Annotated in this window: 11 protein-coding genes and 1 tRNA gene; 10 read left to right on the top strand and 2 right to left on the bottom strand. The window is 37.0% G+C overall.

Annotation, left to right across the window (positions count from 1 at the left end):
* Nucleotides 1–2: 2 nt before the first annotated feature.
* The 6 genes from GD630_RS06135 (at nucleotide 3) to GD630_RS06160 (ending at nucleotide 6,084) form a co-directional block, all read left to right on the top strand.
* A complete protein-coding gene (locus GD630_RS06135; RefSeq protein WP_007760416.1) occupies nucleotides 3–1,031 on the top strand; it encodes a VWA domain-containing protein in 1,029 nt (342 codons plus the stop codon).
* Nucleotides 1,032–1,039: 8 nt separating this feature from the next.
* Nucleotides 1,040–1,762 carry a tetratricopeptide repeat protein gene (locus GD630_RS06140; RefSeq protein WP_182505761.1) on the top strand — a complete coding sequence of 241 codons (723 nt, stop codon included), beginning with the start codon at nucleotides 1,040–1,042 and terminating at the stop codon, nucleotides 1,760–1,762.
* Between the two features lie 31 nt (nucleotides 1,763–1,793).
* On the top strand, nucleotides 1,794–3,614 hold the full coding sequence (locus GD630_RS06145; RefSeq protein ID WP_143866045.1) for a BatD family protein: 1,821 nt from the start codon (nucleotides 1,794–1,796) through the stop codon (nucleotides 3,612–3,614).
* 18 nt (nucleotides 3,615–3,632) lie between these two features.
* Nucleotides 3,633–4,469: a tetratricopeptide repeat protein gene (locus tag GD630_RS06150; RefSeq protein WP_143866047.1), complete on the top strand. Its 837-nt coding sequence runs from the start codon at nucleotides 3,633–3,635 to the stop codon at nucleotides 4,467–4,469.
* 127 nt (nucleotides 4,470–4,596) lie between these two features.
* Nucleotides 4,597–4,887, top strand: a complete 291-nt coding sequence (locus GD630_RS06155) for a hypothetical protein (RefSeq protein ID WP_007758208.1) — start codon at nucleotides 4,597–4,599, stop codon at nucleotides 4,885–4,887.
* A gap of 75 nt (nucleotides 4,888–4,962) precedes the next feature.
* Entirely contained in the window at nucleotides 4,963–6,084 is a 1,122-nt protein-coding gene (locus GD630_RS06160) for a universal stress protein (protein ID WP_143866049.1), read from the top strand.
* A gap of 211 nt (nucleotides 6,085–6,295) precedes the next feature.
* Here GD630_RS06160 and GD630_RS06165 read toward each other — a convergent pair whose 3' ends face one another.
* Together GD630_RS06165 and gyrA are read right to left on the bottom strand one after the other, a co-directional pair.
* Complete coding sequence (locus GD630_RS06165) at nucleotides 6,296–7,510, bottom strand: tetratricopeptide repeat protein (RefSeq protein ID WP_007758206.1); 1,215 nt, start codon at nucleotides 7,508–7,510, stop codon at nucleotides 6,296–6,298.
* Between the two features lie 32 nt (nucleotides 7,511–7,542).
* Nucleotides 7,543–10,122, bottom strand: a complete 2,580-nt coding sequence (gene gyrA, locus GD630_RS06170) for a DNA gyrase subunit A (protein WP_143866050.1) — start codon at nucleotides 10,120–10,122, stop codon at nucleotides 7,543–7,545.
* 358 nt (nucleotides 10,123–10,480) lie between these two features.
* Here gyrA and GD630_RS06175 point away from each other — a divergent pair, with 358 nt between their 5' ends.
* The 4 genes from GD630_RS06175 to GD630_RS06190 all read left to right on the top strand — a co-directional run bounded on the left by GD630_RS06175 (nucleotide 10,481) and on the right by GD630_RS06190 (nucleotide 17,816).
* Nucleotides 10,481–13,009, top strand: a complete 2,529-nt coding sequence (locus tag GD630_RS06175; RefSeq protein WP_143866052.1) for an ATP-dependent Clp protease ATP-binding subunit — start codon at nucleotides 10,481–10,483, stop codon at nucleotides 13,007–13,009.
* A 137-nt stretch (nucleotides 13,010–13,146) separates the two neighbouring features.
* Nucleotides 13,147–15,192, top strand: a complete 2,046-nt coding sequence (htpG, locus tag GD630_RS06180) for a molecular chaperone HtpG (RefSeq protein ID WP_007758202.1) — start codon at nucleotides 13,147–13,149, stop codon at nucleotides 15,190–15,192.
* Nucleotides 15,193–15,362: 170 nt separating this feature from the next.
* Entirely contained in the window at nucleotides 15,363–17,663 is a 2,301-nt protein-coding gene (locus tag GD630_RS06185; RefSeq protein WP_182505719.1) for a patatin-like phospholipase family protein, read from the top strand.
* A gap of 79 nt (nucleotides 17,664–17,742) precedes the next feature.
* A tRNA-Arg gene (locus GD630_RS06190) sits at nucleotides 17,743–17,816 on the top strand.

Raw genomic sequence — 17,816 nt, forward strand, 5'->3', positions numbered from 1 at the left:
AGATGTTTCGATTTGGAGAACCTACATATTTATACCTATTGCTGCTATTACCATTTTTAGCAGCTTTCTACTTGTATTCCAACTACAAGAGAAGAAAGAATATCCGACGTTTTGGAGATCCGGTTTTATTGGCGCAGTTAATGCCCGATGTATCCAAATATCGCCCGGATGTAAAATTCTGGATACTTTTTGCCGCTATCGGTTTGTTTTCAGTATTATTGGCACGTCCTCAGTTTGGTTCCAAACTGGAAACAGTAAAACGTAAAGGCGTGGAAGTCATCATTGCACTGGATATTTCAAATTCTATGCTCGCTCAGGATGTACAACCCAGCCGTTTGGAGAAAGCCAAAAGACTGATATCCAGATTGGTGGATGAGCTTGACAATGACAAAGTGGGAATGATTGTATTTGCCGGTGACGCTTTCACTCAACTACCGATTACCAGTGATTACATTTCTGCTAAAATGTTTCTGGAATCTATCAATCCTTCATTGATATCCAAGCAAGGTACGGCTATTGGAGAAGCGATTAATTTGGCTGCACGTAGCTTTACTCCACAAGAAGGAGTAGGACGCGCCATTATCGTAATTACTGACGGTGAAAATCATGAAGGTGGTGCTGTTGAAGCGGCAAAAGCTGCTGCCGAAAAAGGTATCCAGGTTAATGTGTTGGGAGTAGGTATGCCCGATGGCGCTCCTATCCCGGCAGAAGGTACCAACGATTATCGACGTGACCGTGAGGGTAATGTGATTGTTACCCGCTTAAATGAAGCAATGTGTCAGGAGATTGCCAAAGAAGGAAAAGGTATCTATGTACGAGTAGATAATTCTAACTCAGCTCAAAAAGCAATCAATCAGGAAGTCAATAAGATGGCAAAATCTGATGTAGAATCTAAGGTATATACGGAGTTTAATGAACAGTTCCAAGCTATTGCCTGGATTATTCTATTATTGTTATTAGCGGAAATATTAATTTTAGATCGCAAGAATCCTTTATTTAAGAACGTTCATCTGTTTTCTAATAAGAAGTAGTTATGCGCATGTTAAAAAGTAAATATATTCTATTCGCTGTGTTTCTGCTGTCAGCCGCCTTTGTATCAGCTCAGAAAGCAGAACGTGACTATATCCGCAAAGGAAACCGCCTGTTTAATGACAGTGTGTTTGTGGATGCCGAAGTGAATTATCGGAAAGCTTTGGAGGTGAATCCTAAATCTACAGTATCTATGTATAATTTAGGAAATACACTCTCACAACAGCAGAAAATGCAGGAAGCTATGGAGCAATATGTATCGGCCAGCAATATTGAGAAGGATAAGATGAAGTTGGCTCATATATATCATAACATGGGCGTACTTCTTCAAGCCGGTAAAGATTATGCAAAGGCTGTGGATGCTTATAAGATGTCTTTACGCAATAATCCTGCTGACGATGAGACTCGGTATAATTTGGCTCTTGCACAAAAAATGTTGAAAGACCAACAGCAAAATCAACAAAATCAGGATCAAAACCAGGATCAAAATAAAGATCAGCAAAAGCAAGATCAGAAACAAGACCAGAACAAAGATAAACAGAACGATCAGAAGCAAGACCAAAAGAAGGATCAACAACAACCTCCAAAATCTGAGAAACAAAAGAATCAGATGTCAAAAGAGAACGCTGAACAATTGCTTAATTCTGTGATGCAAGATGAGAAAGACGTACAGGATAAAGTAAAGAAGCAACAGCAGGTTATGCAAGGTGGTCGTTTGGAAAAAGATTGGTAATATAAAGTTGACGATATAAATTTCATAAGCAATGAAGAAACTGATTATCATATTGATAGCATTGATAGCATATAGCACTCAGGCATTTGCCGATAAAGTGTCTTTTACTGCTTCTGCTCCTGACGCAGTAGTAGTAGGCGATCAATTCAGACTATCTTATACCGTAACTACACAAAAAGTAAAAGATTTCCGAGCCCCATCAATCAAAGGATTTGATGTGTTGATGGGACCAAGCCGTTCACAACAAAGTAGTACTCAGATTGTAAATGGTAATGTAACATCTACGAGTAGTATTACATTTACGTATATATTGATGGCCAATACTGCCGGTGAATACACAATTGGCGGTGCTTCAATTGTGGCCGATGGTAACCAAATGGTATCAAACTCCGTAAAAATCAAGGTTTTACCACAAGACCAGAACGGCAATGGTGGACAAGGAGGTTCTTCCGCCCATTCCTCTTCCGGTACGAGTGTATCCGATCAGGATCTATTTATTACTGCGACGGCTAGTAAAACGAATGTATTTGAGCAGGAGGCATTTGTCTTGACTTATAAAATTTATACCAGAGAGTCTAATTTGCAATTGAATAATGCAAAGTTACCCGATTTCAAAGGTTTTCATTCACAAGAGATTGAAATGACAACAAATGCCAGATGGACTCCGGAACATTATCGTGGACGTAATTATTATACAACTGTCTATCGTCAGTTTGTGCTATTCCCTCAACAATCCGGAAAATTGTACATAGATCCGGCACAATTCCAAATGACTATAGGCAAACCAGTACAATCGGATGACCCTTTTGATGCATTCTTTAATGGAGGAAGTAACGTTATAGAAATTAAAAAATCTATTGCTACCCCTAAGATAGCAATAAATGTAAGTCCGCTTCCGGCTGGTAAACCGGCTGATTTCTCAGGCGGAGTAGGAGAGTTTACAGTTTCTTCTTCTATTAATAGTAAAGAATTAAAAACCAATGATGCTATCACTATTAAGTTAGTGATTTCCGGTACAGGGAATTTGAAGTTAATTTCTAATCCGGAAATAAAATTCCCGGAAGATTTTGAAGTATATGATCCTAAAGTAGACAATCAAGTTAGATTAACTCGGGAAGGACTTACAGGTAACAGAGTAATTGAATACTTAGCTATCCCTAGACATGCCGGCACATATAAGATTCCAGGGGTATCTTTTAGTTATTTTGACATTCGTTCCAAATCATACAAAACTCTGAAAACAGAAGAATATGTAGTGAATATTGAAAAAGGTGCAGGAAATGCCGACCAGGTAATTGCGAACTTTACCAACAAGGAAGACTTAAAAGTATTAGGTGAAGATATTCGTTACATCAAACAGAATGAAGTAACTCTCCAACCTAAAGGAAGTTTCTTCTACGGTTCCATGTCTTATTGGCTTTTCTATATTATTCCGGCTCTTGCCTTTATAATATTCTTTATCATCTATCGCAAGCAAGCTGCTGAAAATGCGAATGTCGCTAAAGTACGAACCAAAAAAGCCAACAAAGTGGCTACCAAACGTATGAAATTAGCAGGAAAACTGCTTTCTGAAAATAAAAAAGATGCTTTTTATGATGAAGTATTGAAAGCTTTATGGGGATATATTAGTGACAAATTAAATATTCCTGTATCTCGTTTGTCCAAGGACAATATAGAAGAAAAATTGAGAAATCACGGAGTAAGCGAGGAATTAATCAAGGATTTCTTGAATGCACTAAATGATTGTGAATTTGCCCGTTTCGCTCCGGGAGACGAAAGTCAAGCTATGGACAAGGTTTATGCATCTTCAATAGAGGTGATAAGCAAAATGGAGAATTCAATTAAACATTAACCTAGAAGAGATTATGTCATGAGAAAAATATTATTTTTTATATTAATGTCAATGTCAATCACTTGTTTTGGACAGGATTCACTGAATGTTGATTCCAAGCAAGTGAATGAAGGAGATTCCATCCATACAGCAAGTACCACTATGTTCTCCAATAACACATTGGACAATGTTACGAAAACGGAAGGGGATTCTGCATATATAAAAGAAGATTATACCGCAGCCATTCAAATCTACGAAGCACTGCTCAAAAATGGAGAAGCGGCTGAAGTGTACTATAATTTAGGAAATAGCTACTATAAGATAGGAGAAATAGCCAAAGCTGTTCTTAATTACGAACGTGCCTTACTACTACAACCCGGCAATAGTGATATTCGTGCTAACCTTGAAGTAGCGCGTGCAAAAACAATAGACAAGGTGGAAGCTATTCCTGAGATCTTTTTTGTTTCATGGATCAAGTCGTTGATAAATAGTATGAGTGTAGATGCTTGGGCTACATTAGGAATTATCTCTTTCATTTTATTAATTGTAGCTCTCTATTTTTTCATCTTTTCAAAGCAGATATTATGGAAAAAAACTGGATTCATCTCAGGAATCATCTTTTTAATCATTACTATATGTGCCAATCTGTTTGCTTCTGAACAAAAAGAGCATTTAGTAATCAGAAACGAAGCAATAGTGATGAATCCAAGTGTTACTGTTCGTAGTACTCCAAGCGAAAGTGGTACTAGCTTATTTATTCTTCATGAAGGGAGAAAAGTAAGTATTAAAGATGATTCAATGAAAGAATGGAAAGAAATTCGATTAGAAGATGGAAAAGTTGGATGGGTACCAGCTTCTGCCATTGAAGCGATATAAACAATAATAATAGATTTTATAAATTAAGAAAAAAAGATAAGCAAATAATTTGTTTTATCTTTTTTTTTGCTTAAGTTTATAGCGTGATAAAGATATCACATAGTATTAACCATTAAATTTACGAGACATGAGAACAATAACATTTAATGAACTTCGTAAGATTAAAGACTCATTGCCCAGCGGTAGCATGCATAGAATAGCAGACGAACTTGGTTTACACGTAGATACCGTGCGAAACTTCTTCGGAGGTCATAATTTCAAGGAGGGAAAAAGTGTCGGAATACATCTTGAGCCCGGTCCGGATGGTGGGCTTGTAATGATAGATGATACGACCGTTCTTGATCGGGCTTTAAAAATTTTAGATGAATTAAATCTGAGTATGCAAAAAGAACAGGCTACCGAATCTGTGCAAGTTTAAAATATAACAAACCGAATCCCAATTGAATAAAACAATTGGGATTTCTTATTTGTTCACCTTATAAAATATACATTTATGGAAGATAAATTAGTAACTCTAGCCATTCTGACGTATACTAAAGCTCAGATATTAAAGAATGTCCTCGAAAATGAAGGTATTGAAACATACATTCATAATGTTAATCAAATACAACCAGTCGTTTCTTCGGGGGTTCGTTTACGAATCAAAGAAAGTGATTTACCACGTGCACTAAAAATAACCGAAAGTTCTACCTGGTTATCTGAAAGTATAGTGGGAGAGAAGGAACCTAAAACAGAGAATAAATCAAATAAGATTTTAATTCCTGTCGATTTCTCTAATTATTCGATGAAAGCATGTGAATTTGCTTTTAACTTAGCAAAAACTGAAAATGCTGAAGTTATCTTATTACACGTTTATTTTACACCAATATATGCGTCTTCATTGCCGTATGGTGATGTCTTCAATTACCAAGTTGGAGATGAAGAGACTGTAAAAACTATTATTCATAGAGTTCATTCTGATCTCAACACCTTATCAGCTAAAATAAAAGAAAAAATAGTTTCAGGGGAATTTCCGGGTATCAAATATAGTTGCATTTTACGAGAAGGCATTCCTGAAGAAGAGATTCTCAGATATGCAAAGGAAGAACGTCCTATTGTTATCATCATGGGAACTCGTGGAAAAAACCAAAAAGATATTGATTTGATCGGTAGTGTAACCGCTGAGGTCATTGATAGAAGCCGTGTTCCAGTATTAGCTATTCCAGAAAATACTCCATTTAAACAATTTAGTGAAGTCAAACGGATTGCTTTTATAACTAATTTTGATCAAAGAGATTTAATAGCTTTTGAGGCATTCTTTAACACTTGGAAATCGTTCCATTTTTCTGTATCTTTGATACATCTTACGGAATCTAAAGATACGTGGAATGAAATAAAACTTGCAGGAATAAAAGAATATTTCCATAAACAATACCCAGGTCTGGAAATCCATTATGATGTTGTGATGAATGATAATTTATTGAAAGGGCTTGACCAATACATCAAGGATAACCAAATAGATATAATTACATTGACTTCATATAAAAGAAATATATTTGCTCGATTATTTAATCCTAGTATTGCCAGAAAGATGATATTTCATTCCGATACGCCATTGCTTGTTATTAACGGATAATCAAACAGAAGCAAAAAAAGAAACCATATTGGAGGAATAATCGATATTATGTTTAATATATAAAAGGAGTAAATAATAAAACTTTGCTCCTTTTCTGTTTTATTAGCCCTACTTCAATCTACAAAAAGTTCTGTATCTCCATTTAAACATAAAAAAAGAAGGCCACTAAGGGAGTGACCTTCTTTACTAATCTCATATGGAGAAAGAATTATTACTTCATCATCTTATCAATTTCCTCAAATTCCGGTCCCATATTCAAGTTATAATAAACACGGTAAAGTCCTTGCAACCACAAATCTTTCTGGTCTGGTTTCAAAGCACGGGCTTTCTCATAAAAAGGCTTAGCTTCTTCATAGAACTTCTTTACTACAGCCTGTGCTTCAGCATACTTAGGATCATTAATATCCGTCGTTGCTTTATCAGCATAATCCTGCGCTTTCATCAAATACACCAAACCTACGTTAGAGTATGCTTCTGCATATTCCGGATCAGCAGCAATAGCCTTTTTATAGAATTCAATTGCATTATCATATTCTTTCATGTTATGATAAAGATATGCCTTTACATATAAATACAGCTTATTATTCGGATCATTAGACAGCATTCTGTCAGCAAACTCCATAGCCTTAGAGGCTTGATTAGAACTATTATAATAATCAACCAAATTGGCAAAGAAATAATCATTTCCTGGAAATTTAAGAATACCTTCTTCCAAAGCTTTGATCCATGCTACTGTGTCCCCCTTAGCTTTATAAGCATCAGCCATTAATTGCATTGCAAACTTGCCACCATCTTTATCTGACAAAGCCATCGGAGCATACTTGATAATCGCATCTTTATTACCTACTCTATCAGCTGCCAATGTTGCATAATAAGCAATCTGCGGAAGAAGAGTATCGTTTTTAGCAATCTCTTTATCAGCTAACATAGGATATGAAGCTGACTCTACGTATGTTGCGAAGAATTTCAACGCTTCTTTATTCTTATCCAAATTAAAATATTGAATGCCACCATTGATCAAATTCGGACGTTCGGCCAACATACTAGAAGCATTCGCCTTCCGATATTTGTTTTTAATTTTGCCCTTTTCATTGGGTACTTGAGCCAAATCGTCACACTTAGTATAATACTCATACATCTTCAATATGCTATTATACACTTTCAATGTATCATACGGTTTTCTCAAAAAAGCATTTTTCATCTGCTCTTCGTTGATACGTTTCTGGATAAATCCAGCAACATCCCATGTTTCAGCAAGATCCTTTGTTTCAGGATTCTTCATAGCTTCCTTAATAAGCTGTTCAGCCTGCTTAAAATTAGGTTTTACGTCATTAGCTATGCTCTTCGCTTCTTTTACATTTTTCATTTGAGCAAAAGAGAAGCTAACAGCCATCAATAAAACCATAGAAAATAATACTCTTTTCATGATTGTTGTTTGATTAATTATTAATATTATGTCTATTCCTCAATGTTATTACTTTCGTTCTCATTTACATCTGACGTATCATCATTGTCAATATCAGGAGCATCAGTATTAGGATCACTCACAATAGTACCCTCTACTTCTTCTTCCGGTATTTCATCCTCAAGACTTTCAGTCATGACTTTACATACTGAACCAATCTGATCATTGCGTTTTTCAAGATTAATCAAACGGACACCTTGGGTAGCACGCCCCATGATACGAACATCTTCTACCTTCAAACGAATTGTGATACCGGATTTATTGATAATCATCAAATCATTTTCATCTGTTACAGATTTAATCGTTACCAATTTACCCGTTTTTTCAGTAATATTCATTGTTTTCACCCCCTTACCTCCACGGTTGGTCTTACGATAGTCTTCAATTTCAGAACGTTTACCATATCCTTGCTCAGAAACAACCATTACAGATTCTGTCTCCAAGTCCTTAATGCAAATCATTCCCACAACTTCATCCTGGCCATCGTTATCTAATGTAATACCACGCACACCCGTTGCTGTACGTCCCATAACGCGCACTGCTGCTTCATGGAAACGAATTGCACGTCCATTACGGTTGGCTATGATAATTTCATTATTTCCATTCGTCATACGAACTTCGATAACACTGTCATCTTCACGAATCGTAATAGCATTTACACCATTCTGGCGAGGACGAGAATATTGTTCTAACAATGTTTTCTTTATTACACCTTTCTTAGTACAGAATAATACATAGTGGCTATTGATGAACTCTGAATCCTCTAAACTCTTCACACGCAAATATGCCGTTACATTATCATCTGAATCAATATTCAACAAATTCTGAATAGCACGCCCCTTAGAGTTCTTCGTTCCTTCAGGTATCTCATACACTTTCAACCAATAACACTTACCTTTTTGTGTAAAGAACATCATGGTATTGTGCATGGTAGCCGGATAAATATGCTCTACAAAGTCTTCATCACGAGTTTCTGTTCCCTTAGAACCTACCCCACCACGATTCTGTGCGCGGAATTCTGTTAAAGGAGTACGCTTGATATATCCCATATGAGAAATGGTGATAATCATCTGGTCATCAGCGTAGAAATCTTCCGGATTAAACTCTTCAGAAGAATATACAATCTCAGAACGGCGTTCATCCCCATATTTTGCTTTCACTTCCAGTAGTTCATCTTTCATTACCTTACGGCATACTTCATCATCAGCCAGAATACTTTCCAAATAAGCAATCTGCTTCATGATTTCCTCGTATTCCGCATGAAGCTGATCCTGCATCAAACCGGTCAACTGGCGCAAACGCATTTCTACAATAGCACGCGACTGAATTTCTGTCAGATTGAAGCGTTCTATCAAGCCTGCTATAGCATCATTGGGCGTTTTAGCAGCACGGATAATACGAATTACTTCATCAATATTATCCGAAGCAATAATTAAACCTTCAAGAATATGTGCCCGCTCTTTTGCTTTACGAAGTTCGAACTGGGTACGACGAATTACGACCTCGTGTCTATGTTCTATGAAATATTTTATTAAATCTCTCAGATTTAATGTCTTTGGACGTCCGTGTATCAAAGCAACATTATTCACACCAAAAGATGTCTGTAAAGCTGTCATCTTATAAAGTTTATTCAGCACTACACTTGCATTTGCATCACGTTTTACGTCAATAACGATACGCATACCATCACGGTCAGACTCATCATTAGCATTCGAGATACCTTCTATTTTCTTATCGTTAACAAGGTCAGCGATATACTTAATCAATTCTGCCTTATTTACATTATAGGGAATCTCGGTGATTACAATTTTATCATGCGCCTGCCCGCTTTCAATTTCAGCTCTCGCACGCATAACCACACGTCCACGACCTGTCAGATAAGCCTCACGCACACCACTTACACCATATATATATCCGCCTGTAGGAAAGTCCGGAGCTTTCACAAACTCCATCAACTCTTCCACTGTAATTTCCGGATTATCAATATATGCATCACAAGCATCTATAACTTCAGAAAGATTATGTGGAGGCATATTGGTAGCCATACCCACGGCAATACCAGATGCACCATTCACTAAAAGATTAGGAATTCGAGTTGGCATTACCTTAGGTTCAACCAAAGTATTATCAAAGTTAGGCTCAAAATCTACGGTTTCCTTATACAAGTCATCCATCATCGCTTCACCCAACTTATTAAGACGTGCCTCCGTATAACGCATAGCAGCAGGGCTATCACCGTCTACCGAACCAAAGTTACCCTGTCCGTCTACCAAAGGATAACGCATCGCCCACTCCTGAGCCATACGAACCATTGCAAGATAAACAGAAAAATCTCCATGAGGATGATACTTACCAAGTACTTCACCAACAATTCTGGCCGATTTCTTATAAGGTTTATCTGAAGTATTACCCAATTCCATCATTCCGTATAAAATTCTACGGTGAACGGGCTTAAATCCATCTCTAACATCCGGAAGGGCACGCGAAACGATGACCGACATAGAGTAGTCAATGTACGATGACTTCATTTCCTCCTCGATGTTAATCTTTATAATTCTGTCTTGTTCAAGCATTTAAAATGATTATTAATTATACATTCTACGGTTTGTAAAAAACCACGCTAAAGTACTACTTTTCCCGGATATACGAAAGTTTTTGGAAAGAAAGTTTTATTATGAATGGAATGATACCCAACTAAGCTTTAAAATACGAAAACAAAAAGAGAAAAATAATAAATTAGGCTATAAAGGCTATGGAATATCGGCAAAAAACATCCAGCCATTTGTTATACCTTATTATATATAACGCAAATGTAGCATTTTTATGGCACGCCATTTGTAGATATAAGAAATAAAGCAAATATTGCAATACAAACTTGATTTAATGCGTATATTTGCGAGTGAATAACCCTTAGAAAAGAAGGAAGAAAGTATGAATAATCAATTCTCACAAAGAGTTTCCGACATTATCGTCTATAGTAAAGAAGAAGCGAATCGGTTGAGAAGTAGGTACATAGGTCCAGAACACCTGCTTCTAGGTATGCTCCGTGACGGTGAAGGAAAAGCTATCGAGATATTGTCTAAACTCAATCCCAATCTGACTACCATCAAACAGCAGATTGAAGCTCAGCTAAAGGTAGAAGCTGATGATATGTTATTACCTGACGCAGAGGTGTCGTTGTCTAATGACGCGGCAAAAATATTAAAAATGTGTATTTTAGAAGCACGTGGAATGAAAAGTAACATCGCTGACACAGAACATGTTCTGTTGGCAATTTTAAGAGAAAAGAAGAATGTAGCAGCCTCCATACTTGAAGCAAATAACATCAATTATGCAAAAGTATTGGAACAGGTAACATTGCAACCAGACATAAATGCTGGAATGTTTACTGAAGATGACGATGAAGACGAAGAAATGTCTTCCCCCCGCTCAAGCGGAAGAGGCAATTCTGAAGAGCGCCAACAGGCACAAACAGCTTCGAAAAAGCCATCTAATGACACACCTGTACTTGACAATTTCGGTACGGATATGACAAAAGCGGCAGAAGAAGGAAAATTAGATCCAGTAGTCGGCAGAGAAAAAGAAATTGAACGTTTGGCCCAAATCTTAAGCCGCCGTAAAAAAAACAACCCTATTCTAATAGGTGAACCGGGTGTAGGGAAATCAGCTATTGTTGAGGGACTTGCTTTAAGAATTACTCAGAAAAAGGTTTCACGAATTTTGTTTGATAAACGAGTTGTGGCTCTGGATATGACAGCTGTCGTAGCAGGTACCAAATATCGCGGACAATTTGAAGAGCGTATTCGTTCCATTCTAAATGAGTTACAGAGAAATCCCAATGTAATTCTGTTTGTCGATGAGATTCACACAATTGTAGGTGCAGGGTCGGCTGCAGGCTCTATGGACGCTGCAAATATGTTAAAACCGGCATTGGCTAGAGGAGAAATACAATGTATTGGCGCTACCACCCTTGATGAGTATCGTAAAAATATTGAAAAAGACGGTGCTCTTGAACGTCGTTTCCAAAAAGTAATAGTAGAACCAACTACGGCTGAGGAAACTCTTCAAATTTTACATAACATCAAGGACAAGTATGAAGACCATCATAATGTTTTTTATACTGATGAAGCATTGGAAGCATGTGTCAAGCTGACAGACCGCTATATCACAGATCGTAATTTCCCTGATAAGGCTATTGATGCTTTGGATGAAGCCGGTTCACGGGTACATCTTACCAACATTAATGTTCCTAAAGAGATAGAAGAGCAGGAAAAATTGATCGAAGAAGCTAAAAGTAAGAAAAATGAAGCAGTTAAATCTCAGAACTTTGAACTTGCAGCCAGCTTTCGGGATAAAGAAAAAGAATTTTCTCTTCGATTAGACGAGATGAAAAAAGAGTGGGAAGCCAGTCTGAAGGAAAATAGGCAGACCGTTGATGCAGAAGAGATCGCCAACGTTATATCAATGATGTCAGGTATTCCTGTACAACGTATGGCACAAGCCGAAGGTATTAAGCTAGCCGGCATGAAAGAAGATCTGCAATCTAAAGTCATAGCGCAAGATACGGCCATAGAAAAGTTGGTAAAAGCAATATTGCGAAGCCGTGTAGGATTAAAAGATCCCAATAAGCCAATTGGCACATTCATGTTCTTAGGCCCAACGGGGGTTGGTAAAACCCATTTAGCCAAAGAATTAGCCAAATATATGTTTGGTTCAGCCGATGCACTGATTCGTATAGACATGAGTGAGTACATGGAAAAATTTACGGTTTCACGACTGGTCGGAGCACCTCCGGGATACGTAGGATATGAAGAAGGGGGACAATTAACAGAAAAAGTACGCCGCAAACCATATTCTATTGTATTGCTTGATGAAATAGAAAAAGCGCATCCAGATGTATTCAATATCTTGCTTCAAGTGATGGATGAAGGACGTCTGACTGACAGTTATGGCAGGATGGTAGACTTTAAAAACACTGTTATCATCATGACCTCCAATATCGGAACCCGTCAGTTGAAAGAATTTGGACGAGGGGTCGGATTTGCAACACAAAGCCGACTTGATGACAAGGAATTCTCGCGAAGTGTAATCCAAAAAGCTTTAAATAAATCATTCGCTCCTGAATTTATTAATCGAGTAGATGAAATTATCACATTCGACCAACTCTCTCTGGAAGCAATTACAAAGATTATTGATATAGAGCTGAAAGGATTATATAATAGAATTGAATCTATTGGATATAAATTAATTATCGAAGATAAAGCGAAAGAGTTCATAGCAACCAAAGGATACGATGTGCAATATGGTGCCCGTCCTTTAAAACGAGCTATTCAAACCTATTTGGAAGACGGGTTATCAGAACTCATCATTTCTTCGTCTTTAAAAGAAAAAGACATCATTCAAGTCTCTCTTAATGGAGAAAAAGGTGAATTAGAAATGAAAGCTATTACTCAAGAATAAGATTATATTGTCCATGTTTGGAATCAATATTAAGTATGTCATAATGTCAGACCTTCGGGTCTGGCATTTTTTTTGTCTCTACCTAAGTAAGTATCAATTAAAATTAATCAATAGATAAACTAAAAAATATACGTATTATGCAGAAAGGTAATATTGGAGTTACAACAGAGAACATTTTTCCTATTATCAAAAAGTTCTTGTACAGTGACCATGAGATTTTTCTTCGTGAGTTAGTATCCAATGCAGTAGACGCTACTCAGAAGCTGAATACACTAGCTTCTATCGGAGAGTTTAAAGGTGAGTTAGGTGATTTAACCATTCATGTTGAATTAGGCAAAGATACTATTACCATTTCCGATCGCGGTATTGGTCTGACTGCAGAAGAAATCGAAAAGTATATCAATCAGATTGCATTCTCTGGAGCAAATGATTTCCTCGAGAAATACAAAAATGACGCAAATGCCATCATTGGTCATTTCGGATTAGGTTTCTATTCTGCTTTTATGGTTGCAAAGAAAGTAGAAATAATCACTAAGTCATATAAAGACGGTGCACAAGCTGTAAAATGGACTTGTGACGGTAGTCCTGAATTTACAATTGAAGAAGTGGAAAAAGCAGATCGAGGCTCGGATATCATCTTGTACATTGATGATGACTGCAAGGAATTTCTTGAAGAAGCCCGTATTTCCGGACTTTTGAAGAAATATTGCAGTTTCCTTCCTGTTCCTATTGCATTTGGGAAGAAAAAAGAATGGAAAGATGGCAAACAGATAGATACAGCCGAAGATAATATCATCAATGATACAACTCCCCTATGGACTCGCAAACCTAGCGAACTATCGGATGAAGATTACAAATCATTCTATAGTAAGTTGTATCCGATGTCTGACGAACCACTTTTCTGGATTCATCTGAATGTCGACTACCCATTCCATTTGACTGGAATTCTTTATTTCCCGAAAGTAAAAAGCAATATTGAACTAAATAAAAACAAGATTCAATTATATTGCAATCAGGTATATGTTACAGATTCTGTTGAAGGTATTGTGCCGGACTTCTTGACACTGTTGCATGGAGTGATAGATTCTCCAGATATTCCGTTGAATGTTTCCCGGTCATATTTGCAGAGTGATTCAAACGTGAAGAAAATTTCAACCTATATCACAAAGAAAGTTTCCGACCGTCTGCAATCCATCTTCAAGAATGATCGCAAACAATTTGAAGAAAAGTGGAATGATTTAAAAATATTTATCAATTATGGAATGCTCACACAAGAGGATTTCTATGATAAAGCGCAAAAATTTGCCCTTTTCACCGATACAAATGACAAGCATTACACATTTGAAGAATACCAGACTCTTATTAAAGATAATCAAACAGATAAAGATGGAAATCTGATCTATCTGTATGCTAACAACAAAGATGAACAATATAGTTACATTGAAGCTGCCACCAATAAAGGATACAATGTTTTGCTTATGGATGGCCAGTTAGACGTAGCTATGATAAGCATGTTGGAACAAAAGCTGGAGAAGTCCCGCTTCACCCGTGTTGATAGTGATGTTATCGACAATCTTATCGTTAAAGAAGATAAGAAAGGCGAAATATTGGAAGCAGACAAGCAAGATGCTATCACAACAGCCTTCAAAAGTCAACTTCCTAAAATGGACAAAGTCGAGTTCAATGTCATGACACAAGCATTGGGAGAAAATTCTGCTCCAGTAATGATTACTCAAAGCGAATATATGCGTCGTATGAAAGAAATGGCGAACATACAAGCCGGAATGAGTTTCTATGGCGAAATGCCTGATATGTTCAATTTAATACTGAATTCCGATCACAAACTGATAAAGCAGGTATTAAATGAAGAAGAAGGAGCTTGCCATGCAGAAGTAACCCCGATACAATCTGAAATGGATAGCATCAACAAAAAACGCAATGAGCTGAAAGATAAGCAGAAAGGTAAGAAAGATGAAGATATCCCAACAGCTGAAAAAGATGAACTAAATGATTTAGATAAGAAATGGGATGATCTGAAGAGTAAGAAAGAAGCTATCTTCGCAGGTTATGCCAGCAATAATAAAGTTATCCGTCAACTGATTGACTTAGCTTTATTGCAAAATAATATGTTAAGAGGTGAAGCATTGAACAACTTCGTAAAACGTAGCATTGAGCTGATTTAACATCGCCCCTTTTAAACATTACATAACTTTCAAAAGAGCATTCAACGTTAAATACACGTTGTAATGCTCTTTTTCATTTTAAAACAAGTGGCAAAATATCGATAAATTGAAAAGTATTGCATATATTTGAACACTTAATAGACAGAAATATCAATTGCTTGACTTGGGTTATGAGAAAAATTCTTTTGGTGTTAATTACTTTATGGCTGACTATTCCGGCTATCCATGCCCAAAAAGTAGGATTAGTATTAAGCGGTGGCGGCGCAAAAGGATTAACGCATATTGGTATTATCCGCGCTTTAGAAGAAAACAATATACCTATTGATTATATTGCAGGTACCTCTATGGGGGCCATCATCGGCTCCTTATATGCTATGGGATATTCTCCCGATGATATGGTGGAACTGTTAAAGTCTGAAGACTTCAAACGATGGTATTCCGGAGAAGTGGAAGAAAAGTATGTATATCATTTCAAGAAAAATCTCCCGACTCCTGAATTCTTTAATATTCGTTTTTCATTCAAAGATTCGCTAAAGAACCTGAAACCACAATTTCTTCCCACCAGCGTAGTGAATCCGATTCAGATGAATCTCGTTTTTGTTGATCTGTACGCACGTGCTACAGCTGCATGTAAAGGAGATTTTGATAAGCTCTTCGTACCTTTCCGTTGTATTGCGTCCGATGTATATAACAAGCAGCAATTGATAATGAGAAACGGAGATCTAGGAGATGCGGTCAGAGCTTCAATGAGCTTTCCATTCATGTTCAAGCCTATTGAAATAAACAATGTGTTAGCTTATGATGGAGGGATTTACAACAATTTCCCTACAGATGTCATGAAAGATGATTTTCATCCTGACATTATTATAGGAAGCATTGTATCTACCAATCCCACCAAGCCTAAAGAAGATGACCTTATGAGTCAGATAGAAAATATGGTAATGCAAAAAACCGACTATTCCATTCCCGATTCTGTAGGAATATCTATGACTTTCAAATATGACAATGTCAATCTGATGGATTTCCAACGCATTGACGAACTGCATGATATAGGATATAATCGCACTATCAGCATGATGGACTCGATCAAGAGTCGCATTCACCGGCGTGTAAACGCAGACAATATACGTTTAAGAAGAATGGTGTATAAAAGCAATTTTCCCGAATTACGCTTTAAAAATATTATTATTGATGGCGCCAATCCCCAACAACAAGCCTACATAAAAAGAGAATTTCATAAATCGGACAATAAAGAATTCACCTATGAGGATTTAAAACAAGGTTATTTTCGACTGCTTTCAGACAAAATGATTTCTGAAATCATTCCTCATGCGATTTACAATCCGGAAGATGATACTTACGACCTGCATTTAAAAGTCAAACTAGAGAATAACTTTGCGGTAAGATTGGGTGGGAATATATCTACTTCCAACTCCAATCAGATTTATCTAGGACTGAGTTATCAGGATTTGAATTACTATGCTAAAGAATTCGTTCTTGATGGACAACTTGGAAAGATCTATAACAATATCCAATTTATGGCAAAGATAGATTTCGCCACAGCTATACCTACGTCATATCGTCTCATAGGTTCAATCAGCACTTTCGATTATTTCAAAAAAGACAAGCTTTTTTCTAGAAATGACAAGCCGGCTTTTAACCAAAAAGACGAACGCTTTTTAAAGTTACAAGTAGGCTTACCTTTTCTTTCAAGCAAACGAGCTGAATTCGGCATAGGAATCGCAAAAATAGAAGATAAATATTTTCAGAAAAACATCATAGATTTCGGGAATGACAAATACGACAAAAGCCGTTATAATTTATTAGGGGGATCCATTAGCTTTAATGGAAGCACCCTTAATGCCCGCCAATATCCCACACGTGGATACAGAGAAGCTCTTGTAGCCCAAATTTTTGTTGGAAGAGAACGATTCTATCCTGGTGAAGGGACAACTAGCGATAATAGTAATAGGAAACACCATTCTTGGCTGCAATTATCCTATATGAAGGAAAAATACCATAATATGAGTGAGCATTGGGTTTTGGGCTGGTATTTGAAAGCATTATATGCTTCCAAAAACTTTTCTGAGAATTATACAGCCACAATGATGCAAGCTGGAGAATTCTCTCCCACATTACATAGTAAAATGACATATAATGAAGCTTTCCGTGCCAATCAGTTTGTAGGTGCCGGCATTCGGCCGGTTTACCGTTTAAATCAAATGTTCCATCTTCGAGGAGAATTCTATGGATTTATGCCGATTTATCCGATTGAGAAAAACTCACTAAATAAAGCATACTATGGAAAAGCGTTTTCTAAATTCGAATATCTGGGAGAAATTTCTGTGGTATGCCAGTTACCTTTCGGAGACATCTCTGCGTATGTAAATCATTATAGTTCACCAAGAAAAGAGTGGAATGTGGGGTTAAGCATAGGTTTGCAACTGTTTAATTATCGGTTTATAGAATAATTTTTCTACAAAAAAGTCGTTGAAAAGCTTGCTAGTTCGGGAAAAGTCCGTATCTTTGCACCCGTTAAAACAAAATAATGGTCGCGTAGCTCAACTGAATAGAGTAGCTGACTACGGATCAGCCGGTTACAGGTTTGAATCCTGTCGCGATCA

This window comes from Bacteroides zhangwenhongii (assembly GCF_009193325.2).
GTDB lineage: Bacteria > Bacteroidota > Bacteroidia > Bacteroidales > Bacteroidaceae > Bacteroides > Bacteroides zhangwenhongii.

What these genes read in the sequence shown, in the direction of transcription:
- GD630_RS06135 (WP_007760416.1), top strand. Translation starts at nt 3, where the DNA reads ATGTTTCGATTTGGAGAACCTACATATTTATACCTATTGCTGCTATTA.
- GD630_RS06165 (WP_007758206.1), bottom strand. Translation starts at nt 7,510, where the DNA reads ATGAAAAGAGTATTATTTTCTATGGTTTTATTGATGGCTGTTAGCTTC.
- GD630_RS06150 (WP_143866047.1), top strand. Translation starts at nt 3,633, where the DNA reads ATGAGAAAAATATTATTTTTTATATTAATGTCAATGTCAATCACTTGT.
- GD630_RS06185 (WP_182505719.1), top strand. Translation starts at nt 15,363, where the DNA reads ATGAGAAAAATTCTTTTGGTGTTAATTACTTTATGGCTGACTATTCCG.
- GD630_RS06145 (WP_143866045.1), top strand. Translation starts at nt 1,794, where the DNA reads ATGAAGAAACTGATTATCATATTGATAGCATTGATAGCATATAGCACT.
- GD630_RS06160 (WP_143866049.1), top strand. Translation starts at nt 4,963, where the DNA reads ATGGAAGATAAATTAGTAACTCTAGCCATTCTGACGTATACTAAAGCT.
- GD630_RS06140 (WP_182505761.1), top strand. Translation starts at nt 1,040, where the DNA reads ATGTTAAAAAGTAAATATATTCTATTCGCTGTGTTTCTGCTGTCAGCC.
- GD630_RS06155 (WP_007758208.1), top strand. Translation starts at nt 4,597, where the DNA reads ATGAGAACAATAACATTTAATGAACTTCGTAAGATTAAAGACTCATTG.
- GD630_RS06175 (WP_143866052.1), top strand. Translation starts at nt 10,481, where the DNA reads ATGAATAATCAATTCTCACAAAGAGTTTCCGACATTATCGTCTATAGT.
- gyrA (WP_143866050.1), bottom strand. Translation starts at nt 10,122, where the DNA reads ATGCTTGAACAAGACAGAATTATAAAGATTAACATCGAGGAGGAAATG.
- htpG (WP_007758202.1), top strand. Translation starts at nt 13,147, where the DNA reads ATGCAGAAAGGTAATATTGGAGTTACAACAGAGAACATTTTTCCTATT.